We start from the raw sequence: 13,288 nt of genomic DNA, 5'->3' as shown, positions 1-13,288 counted from the left end.
GGTGATCGTCTTCGGCACACTGGACGGCATGACCTCAGCGAAGGCCAAGGGCGCGAGCAAGGGCGGCGGCAAGGGCACGCCCGCGACGGTGGCGGCGACCAAGGCGAAGGTCGACTTCAGCCTGCACACCTACGAGGTCGCCCCGAACACCGGCGTGTCGTACGGCGAGGCGGCGGCCGACGCGCTGGGCGTCCCGCGCGGGCGGCTGTTCAAGACCCTCGTGGCCGAGGTCGACGGCACGCTCACCGTCGGCGTGGTCCCGGTGTCGGCCACCCTCGACCTGAAGGCGCTCGCCGCGGCGGCCGGGGGCAAGAAGGCCCGGCTGGCGGACGCGCCGGACGCCGAGCGCGCCACCGGCTACGTGGTGGGCGGGATCAGCCCGCTGGGGCAGCGCCGGCGGCTGCCGACCGTGATCGACGAGACGGTCTCAGGGTTCGCGACGGTCTACGTCTCCGCCGGGCGCCGTGGCCTGCAGATCGAGCTGGCCCCGGCCGACCTCGTCCGGCTCACCGGTGCCCGGCTCGCCGCGATCGCCCGCGGGTAGGCGCCGCACGAACAGCTCCAGGACGCCGTACGTGCCGACGGCCAGGATCGGCCAGAAGGTCACGATGCCGGTGGCGCGGAGCTGGGCGACGCCGTCGACGGACGCGCCCTCCTTGGCCGTGCGCACCGCGTGCTCGTAGTCGGCGAGGCCGATCTGGTGGCCGACCTTCCAGGCGAGGAAGCCGGCGGCGAGGCCGCCCGCAGCGAGCCCCAGCACGAGCGCGAGGTCGTTGTCGCGGCCACCGGCGAGATAGGCCAAACCACCGCAGCCGATACCGGCCAGGACGACGATGAGCGCGAAGCGGCCGTCCATGCCGACCGGGCCCTGGCCCTCGGGGTCGGCGAGCAGCGGCTTGCCCTGGATGACCACGTATTCCACCGTCGGAACGATCTTCGACCAGAGCAGCCCGGCGAGCACTCCGAGGAGCGTCACCACGACGGTCGTGACCGCCCAGGTTCGCAAGGCCTTCCCGGTCGGTCCCCGCACCTCGTACGCTCCTAGGTGAACACCATCGCCCATGTCCTCTGACAGCGAAAGCCTAACGCCCTTCCCTCAGCCATCCATCTGGCCGCCCTCTGCCGCACGCGAGCTCATCGACGGCCGCGTGCTGTCAGATTCTCGCCCCCGTCCCTCTCATTCCCTGGGATAATGTCCCCGATATGTCCGGATTCAGCCCCGCGTTCGAACGCCTCGGCGCCGCCCTCGCCGCGGTCGTCCTGCAACAGCAGGAGACCCTCGCGGAGTTCCTGCCGCGCGAGGACTGGAGCGCCGACCTGACCGCGCGCACCTACTCCAGCGGCGGCGTCACCGTCCAGGTGTCGCTGCTCGGCAGCTACGCCGCCAACGAGCGCACCTGGCTCTGGGGCTGGGCCAATCCGCAGTTCGGCGACCGCCATCCGGCGGTGGCCCCCACCCTGGCCATCCGCGCCCTCGGCGAGCGCCTCGGCATCCCCGAGTTCACGACCCCCGAGATCGACCTCAGCTGGTACGAGGGCCCCGCGGGCCACGGCGGCGAGCTGATCGCGATGGCGGCGGGGGGCGTCCTGCGCGGCGGCGGCTACATCGGCGCCGGATACGACGGCGGCTCCGCCTACCTGCACGTGGACGACCCGCAGGCACCGCCCGCGAGCTGGGATCCCGTGCCGGTCCCCCGGCTGATCAGCAACGCGGTCAGCCTCTTCCCCCGCGAGCCCCGGCTGACGCTCGCCCGGCTGCTGAGCCACCACACGATCCCCTACCGCGAGACCGAGGGGCAGACCGAGGTGCTGCTGCCCGGCGGCGGCAAGGCCCACGCGCAGTTCGACGGCCTCGGCCGCTTCGTCCACTGGGACGCCGAACTGAGCCCCGCCAGTCTCTGACCCAGTAGATCTACCGATCCGGCGCGTGCCGGCCGCTGGCTAGCGTTGCCCCATGAACGTTCGATTCGGCATCCAGCTGGCCCCCGACACCACCGCGCTCCAGGACCTCCGGTCCCTGGCCCGCCTCGCCGACCGCGAGGGCCTCGACCTGCTGGGCATCCAAGATCACCCGTATGCCCCGCAACAGGTCGACACGTTCGCCGTCATCGCCACCGTGCTCGCGGAGACCACCGGCCTGCGCGTCTTCCCGGACGTGGCCAGCCTGCCCCTGCGCGGCCCCGCCATGATCGGCAAGCAGGCCGCCACCCTCGACCTCCTCAGCGGCGGCCGGTTCGAGCTCGCCCTCGGGGCCGGCGGCTTCTGGCCCGCGATCGCCGCGATGGGCGGACCGGACCGCACCGCCCGGGAGGCTCTCCAAGCCCTCGAGGAGGCCACCGAGATCATCCGCGCCATGTGGCGCCCCGGCACCCGGGTCAAGGTGCACGGCGAGCACTACGCGGTCGACGGCGTCCGGCCGGGTCCGGCGCCCGCCCATCCGGTCGGCATCTGGTTCGGCAGCGTCGGCCCCCGCGCCAACGCCCTCACCGGCCGCATCGCCGACGGCTGGGCCGCCCCGATCCCGCACTACCTCCCGTACGAGAAGTGGCGCGAGACGCAGGACATCATCTCCACCGCCGCCACCGAGGCCGGCCGCGACCCCGCAGCCATCACCCGCATGGCCCAGCTCGTCGGCCACATCACCGACTCCCCCGCCGCGGTCACGCTCGAAGGCGAGACGCCCATCCGCACCGACGCCGCCGGCTGGGCCCGCGTCCTGGCCGGCCTCGCCACCGAGACCGGCTTCGACACCTTCGTCTACTGGCCCGAGAACCCCGACGAGACCCAGTTGCTCCGCTGGGCGAACGAGGTCGCTCCGGCCACGCGCGCCCTTCTCACGGGCTGATACCGTTGACGGCATGCGGATGAACGGCTCACGCCTCGGCTGGTGGCGCCCCTGACGGGCGGCACCCTTCCTCCGCGTACTCATGACACCGCGGCCGCCCAGTCGGGCGGCCGTTTCTCATGTACGGCGCCGTCTCCGGCTGGCCGGCCCTCCCTCCAAGGAGTCAGCCATGCCACGACGGCTCACGGGATTCACCCCGTCCGGTGACCTGCACCTCGGCAACCACATCGGTGCGATCGGCCCGATCGTCTCCGGCCAGGCCACGGCCGACACGGTCGTGTTCATCTCCGACCTGCACGCGCTGACGATGGAACACGAACCGGCCGAGGTACGGCGGCGGACCCTGGAGTTCGCCGGCGTCCTCCTCGCCGCGGGCGCCGACCCCGACGCGTGCCTGTTCCTGGTCCAGTCCCACGTCCCCGAGCACACCGAACTGCACTACCTCCTCGAATGCGCCACGGGCCACGGCGAGGCCCAGCGGATGATCCAGTTCAAGGAGAAGTCCCGCCGCCGGGAGCACGTCCGGCTCTCGCTGCTCACCTACCCGGTCCTGATGGCGGCCGACATCCTGCTCTACGACACCGCCGAAGTGCCCGTCGGCGAGGACCAGAGCCAGCATGTGGAGCTCGCACGCGACGTGGCGCAGCGGTTCAACGCCCGCTACGGCCCGACGTTCACTCTGCCGAAGGCAGTGAATCCGCCCGTCGCGGCCAGGCTCATGGACCTGGCCGCGCCCGGCTCCAAGATGAGCAAGTCGGCCGCCTCGCCTGCGGGCACGCTGCGGCTGCTGGACGAGCCGGACGTGTTGCGCCGCAAGGTGATGCGCGCGGTCACCGACGCCGGCACCGACGTGACACACGACCCGGAGCACCGGCCCGGGGTGTCCAACCTGCTGACGATCCTGGCCTCGTGCACGGGTGACCGGCCCGAGCGGCTGGCCCCCGGCTTCACCCGCTACAGCGACCTCAAGGAGGCCGTGGCCGACGCGGTCATCACCACGCTCACGCCCATACGCGAGCGCTACCTGGAGCTCGACCCGCAGCACGTCCGCTCCGTCCTGCGGACGGGCGCCGAACGCGCCCGCGACCTGGCGGGCCCGAAGGTCAGGCAGGCGAAGGAAGCGATCGGCCTCCTGCCCGTCGGCACCTGACGGCGCCCGCCGAGTCGAGGTGGGCCAGGGGGGTCTGAAGGCGCCCTAGAGATTGAAGCAGGACGGGCCCAGGAGTTGCTTGAGGTCGCCCATGAGAGCGGGTGAGGGCGCCACCCGGAGTTTGTCGTCCAGGCGGACGACGGTGGTGCGCGGGCCGTTCTGAAGGTGCAGATGGACCTCGGACGTGCCGGGGTGGGCGGTCAGCACCTCCTTGAGGCTCGCGACGATCGGCGGGGTGCAGCGGCCGATGGGGAGGGTGACCGAGAGGGGGCCGTGGGCGTCGGCGATGGTGAGGTCGGGCTGGGTGACCTCCATCGCGATGATCTTGGCGACGTCCTCGCGGCGGTCGATGCGGCCCTTGACCACCAGGACCGCGTCCTCGCCGAGGAGGGTCGAGCACAGCTGGTAGCTGGACGGGAAGCACATGACCTCGATCGAGCCGCCCAGGTCCTCCAGCTGGAACATGGCCCACGAGTTGCCCTGCTTGGTCACCTTGCGCTGGAGCCCGGAGAGCAGGCCCGCGACGGTCACGACGTGGCCGTCGGCGCCGTCGCCCTCGTTGATGACGGCGATCGAGCGGTCGGCCTCGCGCTCCAGGATGTGCTCGATGCCCAGCAGCGGGTGGTCGGAGACGTAGAGGCCGAGCATCTCGCGTTCGAAGGCGAGCAGGGTGGTCTTGTCCCACTCCTCGGCCTCGGGGATGGTGACGGCGAACGCGTCCTGGCCGTCGTCCTCCTCCAGGGCGCCGAAGAGGGAGTCTTGCCCGATGGCTTCCTTGCGCTTGATGTCGATGACCGAGTCGATGGCCGGCTCGTGCACCATCAGCAGCGCCTTGCGCTGGTGGCCGAGCTCGTCGTAGGCGCCGGCCTTGATGAGCGACTCGACGACGCGCTTGTTGCAGACGATCGGCGGGACCTTGTTGAGGAAGTCGTTGAAGTCGGTGTAGGCGCCCTTCTCCTTGCGGGCGGCCACGATGCCCTCGACGACGTTGGTGCCGACGTTGCGGACGGCGGACAGGCCGAAGCGGATCTCGGTGTCGCCCATCGGGGTGAAGTCGGCGTCGGAGGTGTTGACGTCCGGCGGCAGCACCTTGATGCCCATGCGGCGGCACTCGTTGAGGTAGAGCGCGCTCTTGTCCTTGTCGTCGCCGACCGAGGTGAGCAGGGCGGCCATGTACTCGGCCGGGTAGTTGGCCTTGAGGTAGGCGGTCCAGTACGAGACCAGGCCGTAGCCCGCGGTGTGCGCCTTGTTGAACGCGTAGTCGGAGAACGGCAGCAGGATGTCCCACAGGGCCTTGATGGCGGCGGCCGAGAAGCCGTTGTCGAGCATGCCCTTCTCGAAGAACTCGAACTGCTTGTCCAGCTCGGACTTCTTCTTCTTGCCCATCGCGCGGCGGAGCAGGTCGGCGCCGCCGAGGGAGTAGCCGGCGACCTTCTGCGCGATCGCCATGACCTGCTCCTGATAGATGATCAGGCCGTGGGTCGTGCTGAGGATCTCCTCGAGCGGCTCCTCCAGCTCGGGGTGGATCGGGGTGATCTCCTGCTGGCCGTTCTTGCGGAGCGCGTAGTTGGTGTGGGAGTTGGCGCCCATCGGGCCGGGCCGGTAGAGCGCGAGCGCGGCGGAGATGTCCTCGAAGTTGTCGGGCTTCATCAGCCGCAGCAGCGAGCGCATGCCGCCGCCGTCCAGCTGGAAGATGCCGAGCGTGTCGCCGCGGGCCAGCAGCTCGTAGGCCTTGCGGTTGTCGAGCGGGAGCTTGAGCAGGTCGAGCTTCTCGCCCTTGTTGGCCTCGATGTAGCGCAGCGCGTCCTGCATGATCGTCAGGTTGCGCAGGCCCAGGAAGTCCATCTTGAGCAGGCCGAGCGTCTCGCAGGTCGGGTAGTCGAACTGCGTGATGATCGCGCCGTCGGCGTCGCGGCGCATGATCGGGATGTGGTCGGTGAGCGGCTCGGACGACATGATGACGCCGGCCGCGTGCACGCCCGTCTGGCGGATCAGGCCCTCCAGGCCCTGCGCCAGGTCCATGATCTGCTTGACGTCGGGCTCTTCGTCGTACAGCTTGCGCAGCTCGCCGGCCTCGCCGTAGCGCGGGTGCTTGTCGTCGAAGATGCCCGAGAGCGGGATGTCCTTGCCCATGACGGCGGGCGGGAACGCCTTGGAGATGCGGTCGCCGAGCGCGTAGGGGAAGCCGAGGACGCGGCCGGCGTCCTTCACTGCGGCCTTCGCCTTGATGGTGCCGAACGTCGCGATCATCGCGACCTTGTCGGCGCCCCACTTCTCGGTCGTGTAGCGGATGGCCTCCGCCCGGCCGACTTCGTCGAAGTCGACGTCGATGTCGGGCATGGAGACGCGGTCGGGGTTGAGGAACCGCTCGAAGATCAGCCCGTGCGGGATGGGGTCGAGGTCGGTGATGCCCATCGCGTACGCGACCAGCGACCCGGCCGCCGAACCGCGGCCCGGCCCCACCGCGATGCCGTTCTGCTTGGACCACATGATGAAGTCGGCGACGACCAGGAAGTAGGAGGGGAACCCCATCTTGCAGATGATGTCCATCTCGTACTCGGCCTGCTTCTTGTGCTCCTCGTCGTAGCCCTCGGGGAAGCGCCAGTCCATCCCCTTCCAGACTTCCTTGCGGAACCAGGTCTCCTCGGTCTCGCCCTCGGGGACCGGGAACTTGGGCATGAGGTTGTGGTACTCGAACATGCCCTCGGGATTGACCCGCTCCGCGATGAGCAGCGTGTTCTTACAGCCCTCGGACCAGATGTCGGACGAGTCGATGGACCGCATCTCGTCGGCGGTCTTGATGTAGTAGCCGCTGCCGTCGAACCGGAACCTGTCGGGGTCGGCCAGCTGCTTGCCGACCTGGACGCACAGGAGCGCGTCGTGCGCGGTGGCCTCGGACTCGTGGGTGTAGTGCGAGTCGTTGGTCACCACCGGCGGGATGCCGAGCTTCTTGCCGATGTCGATGAGGCCCTGGCGGACGCGGCGCTCGATCTCCAGCCCGTGGTCCATCAGCTCCAGGAAGTAGTTCTCCTTGCCGAAGATGTCCTGGAACGTGGCGGCGGCCTTGAGCGCCTCGTCGAACTGCCCGAGCCGCAGCCGCGTCTGGATCTTGCCGGACGGGCAGCCCGTCGTCGCCATGACGCCCTCGGCGTGCTCGGCGAGCAGCTCCTCGTCCATGCGGGCGTACTTGAAGACGAACCCCTCGGTGAAGCCGCGGCTGGACAGCTTGAAGAGGTTGTGCAGGCCCTTCTTGTCACGCGCCCAGAGCGTCTTGTGGTTGATCAGGCCGCCACCGGAGACGTCGTCGCGCTTCTGGCTCGGCTCGCCCCACTGGACCTTCTTCTTGTGGAAGCGCGACTCGGGCGCCAGATAGGCCTCGATGCCGATGATCGGCGTCACCCCGGCGGCGGTGGCCTGCCGGTGGAAGTCGTAGGCGCCGTGCATGTTGCCGTGGTCGGTCATCGCGATCGCGGGCATGCCCTGGCGGCTGACCTCCTCGAACATCTGCTTGAGCCGGGCGGCACCGTCCAGCATGGAGTACTCGGTGTGTACGTGAAGGTGTACGAACGAGTCCGCCATGCTCTGCGCGCCTCCTAGTCGGGCATGGCGGCCAAGCCATGCCATCAAGCCATGCGACCGCCCACGTGCGGTCGGCACGTGGTTGCGACATCCGGTCCGGGGGAAGATCGCCACCCCGGAACGGGCCCGGGACGACGCGGCTCTGAGAGCCTAACCCTCCCCACCGACAGCCCGCGCCCCGACACTCCGGATGCCCGGTGAGCCCGGTCTCGCCCGTTACGTTCGGCGCCCGGCCGCATGCCCGGAGTGTTCTCAGGCGGCGGCGCGGGCCCGCTGGTAGGCGCCCGGCGGAACCCCGATCGTACGCTTGAAGTGGCGCGTCAGGTGCGCTTGGTCCGCGAAACCCGTGTGGGTGGCGACGTCCGCCGCCCGGCCGCCCGCATCCAGCAGCCTGCGGGCCTCCCTCACGCGAATCTGGTTGAGGTAGGCGTGCGGCGGCAGGCCCGTGGCCGTACGGAACGCACGCAGCAGGGGGAACGGGCGCGCCCCGACGACCTCGGCCAGTTCCTCCAGGGTCGGCGGATCCACCAGGCGCTCGTGCAGGATCTCCCTGGCGGCGCGGACGGAATCCGGCATCGCCGGGGCCACCTCTCCCGTGCCCGAGAACTGGGCATGGCGCTGCAACATCCCGGCCACGGCGGACCGCAACAATGACGTGGCCGCGAGGGCATCGCCATGTTCCCCCGCCCGGTGGGCGGCGCACAGCAACTGAGCCGCGGCGGGGTCGTGCAGGACCGTCTCCGGGAAGTACGGGGTGCCGGGCGGCAGGCCCAGCTCGGCGGCGACGTCGGTGACGAGCTCCACCGACGGGTACATGCCGCGGTAGACCCAGCCCTCCGGCCGGCCGGCATGGCCGGTGTGGACGGTGTCGGGATTGACCATGACGATCGAGCCGGGACCGGCGCGCAGCAGCGTGCCCCGATGCTCGAACTCCTCGATCCCCTGCTCGATCACGCTGAAGTTGTAGTTCTCGTGGACGTGCCGTCCGAACCGGTGGGTGATGAAGCGGGCACGCAGCAGGTCGAGGTCCGGGAGTGCCGGATGCCGCCAGTAGTGCGCCCGTTCTTGACTCATGACCCGAATCGTACCGTCTCAATAACTGAGACGGCCGTTCCGGGACTTGGCGCACCCTGCCAACGCCCCCTACGATCGGGGACATGGATCGTCGCTATTTCGGGTTTACGCAGCCGGCTCTGGTCGAGCCGGTCGGCGCGACCTGAGCGACGACCCCGGAGCCGGCACAAGGCAGCGCCCACCAGGGCCTGCCTTTTCTTATTTTCCAGAACGCGGCTCCGGGCACGACGGCACCACGTGCGGGCACCTTGCGCGGAGGCCGCCGCGAGAGAGGGAACTCCCGCCATGCAAGAACTGGCCGACACCACCGTGAACGACGCCGCCGAACCGGCCATCGGCTCGCTGGCCGAGGCGCGCGCCGCCATCGACGAGATCGACGGCGCTCTGGCCGTGTTGCTGGAACGCCGGACGGCCGTGGCCGGGGCGGTGCAGCGCCTCAAGCCCGTGGGCGGCTTCGCGGGCCGCAATCCCGAGCGCGAGCGTCAGATCGTCGCGGCGATGGCGCGGAAGGCGCCCTCCCTCGGCCCCGACCGGCTGGCGAAGATCATGAACGCGGTCATCGAGGCGGGCCTGGAGGTCGCCGAGCAGGACCGCGGCGCCCCCTGACGGCCCGTCCCGCGCGCAAGAACGTTCAAGACCGGGCGTCACCCGCCCGAATACGGTCACCGGCATGATTTCGACGGACTCCGCGACAAGCGGGAGAACGCCGGACCGCCCGGCCGATCAGGCCACCGCCTCCGCCGCCCCCGAACCCGCTCCGGCGGCTTCCGCGGCACGGTCCGCGGCCGTGCGCGACGGGCTCGGGGTGGGCCTGGCGGTGGGCGTCTCCGGGCTGGCCTTCGGCGCGGCCGCGGTCACCGCCGGGCTCTCGGTGGCCCAGGCGTGCGTGCTCAGCCTGCTGGCGTTCACCGGCGCCTCCCAGTTCGCCCTGGCGGGAGTGATCGGCGGCGGTGGCGGCCTGGTGGCCGGAACGCTCGGTGCCGTCCTGCTGGGCGGCCGGAACGCCCTGTACGGCCTGCGCCTGGCCGAGCTGCTGCGCGTCCGGGGCTGGCGGCGGCTCCTCACGGCGCAGGGCGTCATCGACGAGTCGACGGCGGTCGCCACCGCCCAGCGCGAGCCCGCGGCGGCCCGCACCGGCTTCTACGTCACCGCGATCAGCCTCTATCTCACCTGGAATCTCTGCACGCTGGCGGGCGCGGCGGGGGCGTCCAAGCTGGGCGATCCGGACGCCTTCGGGCTCGACGCCCTGGGGCCCGCGGTCTTCCTCGCGCTGCTCTGGCCTCGGCTGACGGCGGGACGCACGGAGGTCAAGGTCGCGGCCGCCGCCGCGGTGATCGCGATCGCCGCCACTCCCCTGCTGCCGCCGGGCGTCCCGGTGATGCTGGCGGCCACGGCGGCGCTGCTGGGATTCCTGCCCGGACGCGGCGGTCAAGGGGCCCCGCACGCCGCCGCGAAGCAAGGCGTGATGGGGAGACCGCGGGGGTCTGGGGGTCGCCCCCCAGAGGAAGGAGCCCCGCACGCCGCCGCGAAGCAAGGCGTGATGGGGAGACCCCGGGGGTCTGGGGGTCGCCCCCCAGAGGAAGGGCCCGCGACGTGAACGTGTGGATCGCTGTGATCTCGACCGGATTGGGGTGCTACGCCCTCAAGCTGAGCGGGCTGGTCACGCCGCAACGGGTCCTCGACGACCCGCGGGTGCGCAGGTTCACCGATCTGGTGCCGGTGGCGCTGCTGACGGCCCTGATCGCGGTCCAGGCCCTGGCCGACGGCCGGGACCTGGAGTTCGACGGCCCCCGGATGGCGGGCCTGGGCGCGGCGGTCGTGGCCCTGGTGCTGCGCGCCCCGTTCCTCGTGGTGCTCGCGGTCGCGGCGGGGGTGGCGGCCGGAGTGCGCCTGCTGCTGTGACCGGGGGGCAGGACGGGGTCAGGATTCGGCGGCGACGATCTCCAGGGCGCGGGCGAGGTCATCGGGGTACGGGCTCTCGAACTCGACCCAGTCGCCGCCGGTCGGGTGCTCGAATCCGAGCCGCATGGCGTGGAGCCACTGGCGGGTGAGCCCCAGCCGGGCCGCCAGCGTCGGATCGGCCCCGTAGGCCATATCCCCCACGCAGGGGTGCTTGATGGCGGACATGTGCACGCGGATCTGGTGCGTGCGCCCGGTCTCCAGGTTGATGTCCAGCAGCGTGGCGGCGCGGTAGGCCTCCACCGTGTCGTAGTGCGTCACGGACGGCTTGCCGCCCGCCACCACGGCGAACCGGCCGTCCCCGGACGGATGCCGGTCGATCGGCGCGTCCACCGTGCCGCGGAAGGGGTCCGGGTGGCCCTGCACCAGCGCCTGGTAGCGCTTGTCGACGGTGCGTTCCTTGAACGCGCGCTTGAGCCGCGAATAGGCGACCTCGCTCTTGGCCACGACCATCGCGCCGGTGGTGTTGGCGTCGAGACGGTGCACGATGCCCTGGCGCTCGGCCGCGCCGCTGGTGGCGATGGTGTGCCCGGCGCCGAGCAGCCCGCCCAGGACGGTGGGGCCGGTCCAGCCGGTGGTCGGATGTGCGGCGACGCCGATGGGCTTGTCGACCACGACGATGTCGTCGTCCTCGTACAGGATCCCCATGCCCGGGACGGGCTCGGCCACCGGAGCGGGCGCCGCGGGCGGCGGCGGGAGGGTCACCTCCAGCCAGGCCCCGCCGTGGAGCCGGTCGGACTTGGCGACCTCCTTGCCGTCGACGAGGACGTCACCGGCGGAGATGATGTCGGCGGCCCGGGCCCGGGAGAGGCCGAACAACCGCGCCAGCGCGGCGTCCACCCGTTCCCCCTCCAGCCCGTCGGGGACCGGGAGGCTGCGAACGTCGGCCATCAGGACTTCTCTTCCGGCGCAGCCTCGGCACCGGCCTCCCGCTCGACCTGACCGTCGATCTTGCCGTTCGGCGCGCCACCATCGGCAGGGCGCCCTGCCTCTGCGCCAGACTCCGCAGCGGCAGTCCCGGGCGTGGCGGGCCCTGCGGCGGCCGGTCCGGCGGTCGCCTTGGCGGGCCCGGGATCGGCCTCGGCGGCAGGCGCGGCCTCGGCGGCGGCTGGCTCGGGCGTGGCGGGCTCGGCGGCGGTCGCCTCCGCGTCAGGCTCAGACTTGGCCGCGGGCTCGGGCTTCGCCGCAGGCTCAGGCTTGGTGTCGGCCTCGGCGGCGGGCTCGGGCTTGGCCGTGGGCTCGGGCTTGGCGGTGGGTTTGTCCTTTTCGTTCGTCAGGCGGGTGCCGTCCAGCTGGAGGCCGCGGGCGGCCAGCAGAACGGCGAGCACGCCGCCGCAGACGATCGCCGAGTCGGCGAGGTTGAAGACCGGCCAGTGCGGCAGCTCGATCCAGTCGACGACGTGGCCCTTGAGCGGCGCGGGCTCGCGCAGCATCCGGTCGATCAGGTTGCCGACCGCGCCGCCGAGCAGCAGGCCCAGGCAGATCGCCCAGGGCAGGCTGCGCAGGTTGCGCGCCGTGCGGAGGATGGCGACGACCACCCCGCACGCGATCACGGTGAAGATGATCGTGTAGCCGGTCCCGATGGAGAACGCGGCGCCGCTGTTGCGCGTCTCGCGCAGCGTCAGCAGGCCGCCCAGCAGCTCGATCGGCTCCTCGTCCTGCAGGGTCGCCACGACGATGATCTTGGAGACCACGTCGAGGGCCAGCGCGGCCAGCGCGACCACGATCAGGACGCCGATACGGCGCGGCCGGGGGGATCGCGGCGATCCCCCGGCGGCGTCCGCGGTGTCTGTGTCCTCGCCCCTGCTACTCAGTGACGTTCCTCGCGTTTCGGGCGGGGTGGCTTGCGTCATTCAGCGACGTTCCTCGCGTTGTTTGCATGTCACACATAGGGTCGCACGAGGAAAGGCCTGCAAACGCCCTTTGCCGATCGGCTTCCCGCACGATTCGCAGACACCGTACGTGCCGGCGTCCATCCGCTCGATCGCCCGCTCGTTCTGGGCGAGCAGGTCGCGCGAGTTGTTGGCGAGGGCCATCCCGTGCTCGCGCTCGTAGGTCTTGGCGCCCGCGTCGGCCTGGTCGTCGCCCGCGCCGTCGGTGACGTCACCCGCGGCGATCTGTGTCTCGGCGGCGTCGATCTCGCCGCGCAGCGCGGCGACCTCGGCTCCCAGGGCCGACCGGACCTCGGCGAGCTCGTGCTCGGTCCAGCGGTCCTCGCCCTCGCGGACCGGCAGCTCGGCGGCCTGGGCCGGCGCCGTCTCGGCGGGCGCCCCCGCGGCCCCGTTCCCCGCGCCGGCCATGTCGGCCCCCCTCGCGCTGATCTCCTCGACAGGCAGTGCGGGCAGCATAAGTCCCCTTTCGTGGCACGGCAAACACGACCGGCGGTCACTGAAATGACCTTGGTCGACTACACGCCGCAATATGCCCCGTGGCGGCCGGACGAGAACCCATGAACAGGTCGATCTCTGGAGTGACCTGCGCCACATCGACCCCCTCGATCCCCGGCCGGCGGGTAATGGGAAGAGTTTCCCCCGCCGGTGCGTTAAGGTCGCAGCGAGCAGTCTCATCGGCGCGGCCCTGATGGGGACACCTGCCGCCGCAAGCAGCCATGAGCGATCCGGGGACGGTGCGAGCCCGGAGGCGGGCCCGGCGGTGTGATCACCCCTGAGCCGCCGGAAGAA

Annotated in this window: 13 protein-coding genes; 7 read left to right on the top strand and 6 right to left on the bottom strand. The window is 71.2% G+C overall.

Annotated elements, in window-relative coordinates; all coding sequences use genetic code 11:
• The first annotated feature begins 28 nt into the window (after positions 1-28).
• On the top strand, positions 29-544 hold the full coding sequence (gene ybaK / locus ACGFNU_RS13315; RefSeq protein ID WP_392593124.1) for a Cys-tRNA(Pro) deacylase: 516 nt from the start codon (positions 29-31) through the stop codon (positions 542-544).
• On the opposite strand, the gene ACGFNU_RS13310 is transcribed toward ybaK, so the two are convergent.
• On the bottom strand, positions 428-1,030 hold the full coding sequence (locus ACGFNU_RS13310) for a hypothetical protein (protein ID WP_392593122.1): 603 nt from the start codon (positions 1,028-1,030) through the stop codon (positions 428-430). The two genes, ybaK and ACGFNU_RS13310, sit on opposite strands and share 117 nt — an antisense overlap.
• A gap of 173 nt (positions 1,031-1,203) precedes the next feature.
• Here ACGFNU_RS13310 and ACGFNU_RS13305 point away from each other — a divergent pair, with 173 nt between their 5' ends.
• The 3 genes from ACGFNU_RS13305 (at position 1,204) to trpS (ending at position 3,995) form a co-directional block, all read left to right on the top strand.
• Positions 1,204-1,902 carry a DUF6882 domain-containing protein gene (locus ACGFNU_RS13305; RefSeq protein ID WP_392593120.1) on the top strand — a complete coding sequence of 233 codons (699 nt, stop codon included), beginning with the start codon at positions 1,204-1,206 and terminating at the stop codon, positions 1,900-1,902.
• A 52-nt stretch (positions 1,903-1,954) separates the two neighbouring features.
• The gene (locus ACGFNU_RS13300; protein WP_392593118.1) at positions 1,955-2,845 is read left to right on the top strand and encodes an LLM class flavin-dependent oxidoreductase; all 891 of its coding nucleotides are present in this window, start codon (positions 1,955-1,957) and stop codon (positions 2,843-2,845) included.
• A 169-nt stretch (positions 2,846-3,014) separates the two neighbouring features.
• A complete protein-coding gene (gene trpS / locus ACGFNU_RS13295; protein WP_392593116.1) occupies positions 3,015-3,995 on the top strand; it encodes a tryptophan--tRNA ligase in 981 nt (326 codons plus the stop codon).
• Between the two features lie 45 nt (positions 3,996-4,040).
• On the opposite strand, the gene dnaE is transcribed toward trpS, so the two are convergent.
• Together dnaE and ACGFNU_RS13285 are read right to left on the bottom strand one after the other, a co-directional pair.
• Entirely contained in the window at positions 4,041-7,574 is a 3,534-nt protein-coding gene (dnaE, locus tag ACGFNU_RS13290; protein WP_392593114.1) for a DNA polymerase III subunit alpha, read from the bottom strand.
• A 252-nt stretch (positions 7,575-7,826) separates the two neighbouring features.
• Positions 7,827-8,648 (bottom strand): AraC family ligand binding domain-containing protein, encoded by an 822-nt coding sequence (locus ACGFNU_RS13285; RefSeq protein ID WP_392593112.1) that lies wholly within the window; start codon positions 8,646-8,648, stop codon positions 7,827-7,829.
• Positions 8,649-8,933: 285 nt separating this feature from the next.
• Between ACGFNU_RS13285 and ACGFNU_RS13280 the strand changes: the two genes are divergently transcribed.
• The 3 genes from ACGFNU_RS13280 to ACGFNU_RS13270 all read left to right on the top strand — a co-directional run bounded on the left by ACGFNU_RS13280 (position 8,934) and on the right by ACGFNU_RS13270 (position 10,550).
• Positions 8,934-9,254: a chorismate mutase gene (locus ACGFNU_RS13280; RefSeq protein WP_392593110.1), complete on the top strand. Its 321-nt coding sequence runs from the start codon at positions 8,934-8,936 to the stop codon at positions 9,252-9,254.
• A 181-nt stretch (positions 9,255-9,435) separates the two neighbouring features.
• The gene (locus ACGFNU_RS13275; protein WP_392593527.1) at positions 9,436-10,245 is read left to right on the top strand and encodes an AzlC family ABC transporter permease; all 810 of its coding nucleotides are present in this window, start codon (positions 9,436-9,438) and stop codon (positions 10,243-10,245) included.
• Positions 10,242-10,550 carry an AzlD domain-containing protein gene (locus ACGFNU_RS13270; protein ID WP_392593108.1) on the top strand — a complete coding sequence of 103 codons (309 nt, stop codon included), beginning with the start codon at positions 10,242-10,244 and terminating at the stop codon, positions 10,548-10,550. Before ACGFNU_RS13275 ends, ACGFNU_RS13270 begins: the two co-directional genes overlap by 4 nt.
• Before the next feature lie 18 nt (positions 10,551-10,568).
• Here ACGFNU_RS13270 and ACGFNU_RS13265 read toward each other — a convergent pair whose 3' ends face one another.
• From ACGFNU_RS13265 to ACGFNU_RS13255, 3 genes are read right to left on the bottom strand one after another with little or no spacing between them, the layout of a single operon-like run.
• Complete coding sequence (locus ACGFNU_RS13265; protein WP_392593107.1) at positions 10,569-11,498, bottom strand: RluA family pseudouridine synthase; 930 nt, start codon at positions 11,496-11,498, stop codon at positions 10,569-10,571.
• Positions 11,498-12,460, bottom strand: coding sequence for a signal peptidase II (gene lspA, locus ACGFNU_RS13260; RefSeq protein WP_392593105.1), 963 nt, complete (start codon positions 12,458-12,460; stop codon positions 11,498-11,500). Before lspA ends, ACGFNU_RS13265 begins: the two co-directional genes overlap by 1 nt.
• Complete coding sequence (locus tag ACGFNU_RS13255; RefSeq protein ID WP_392593525.1) at positions 12,461-12,907, bottom strand: TraR/DksA family transcriptional regulator; 447 nt, start codon at positions 12,905-12,907, stop codon at positions 12,461-12,463.
• Positions 12,908-13,288: the final 381 nt, after the last annotated feature.

Source organism: Spirillospora sp. NPDC048911 (assembly GCF_043198015.1).
In the GTDB taxonomy this organism is placed as follows: Bacteria; Actinomycetota; Actinomycetes; order Streptosporangiales; family Streptosporangiaceae; genus Spirillospora.
This window is presented reverse-complemented; position numbering and strand designations above follow the sequence as displayed.

Bases quoted from the DNA above. Each gene is read 5' to 3' on its own strand.
- ybaK (WP_392593124.1), top strand. From the start codon at position 29: ATGACCTCAGCGAAGGCCAAGGGCGCGAGCAAGGGCGGCGGCAAGGGC.
- ACGFNU_RS13305 (WP_392593120.1), top strand. From the start codon at position 1,204: ATGTCCGGATTCAGCCCCGCGTTCGAACGCCTCGGCGCCGCCCTCGCC.
- ACGFNU_RS13300 (WP_392593118.1), top strand. From the start codon at position 1,955: ATGAACGTTCGATTCGGCATCCAGCTGGCCCCCGACACCACCGCGCTC.
- trpS (WP_392593116.1), top strand. From the start codon at position 3,015: ATGCCACGACGGCTCACGGGATTCACCCCGTCCGGTGACCTGCACCTC.
- dnaE (WP_392593114.1), bottom strand. From the start codon at position 7,574: ATGGCGGACTCGTTCGTACACCTTCACGTACACACCGAGTACTCCATG.
- ACGFNU_RS13285 (WP_392593112.1), bottom strand. From the start codon at position 8,648: ATGAGTCAAGAACGGGCGCACTACTGGCGGCATCCGGCACTCCCGGAC.
- ACGFNU_RS13280 (WP_392593110.1), top strand. From the start codon at position 8,934: ATGCAAGAACTGGCCGACACCACCGTGAACGACGCCGCCGAACCGGCC.
- ACGFNU_RS13265 (WP_392593107.1), bottom strand. From the start codon at position 11,498: ATGGCCGACGTTCGCAGCCTCCCGGTCCCCGACGGGCTGGAGGGGGAA.
- lspA (WP_392593105.1), bottom strand. From the start codon at position 12,460: ATGACGCAAGCCACCCCGCCCGAAACGCGAGGAACGTCACTGAGTAGC.
- ACGFNU_RS13255 (WP_392593525.1), bottom strand. From the start codon at position 12,907: ATGGCCGGCGCGGGGAACGGGGCCGCGGGGGCGCCCGCCGAGACGGCG.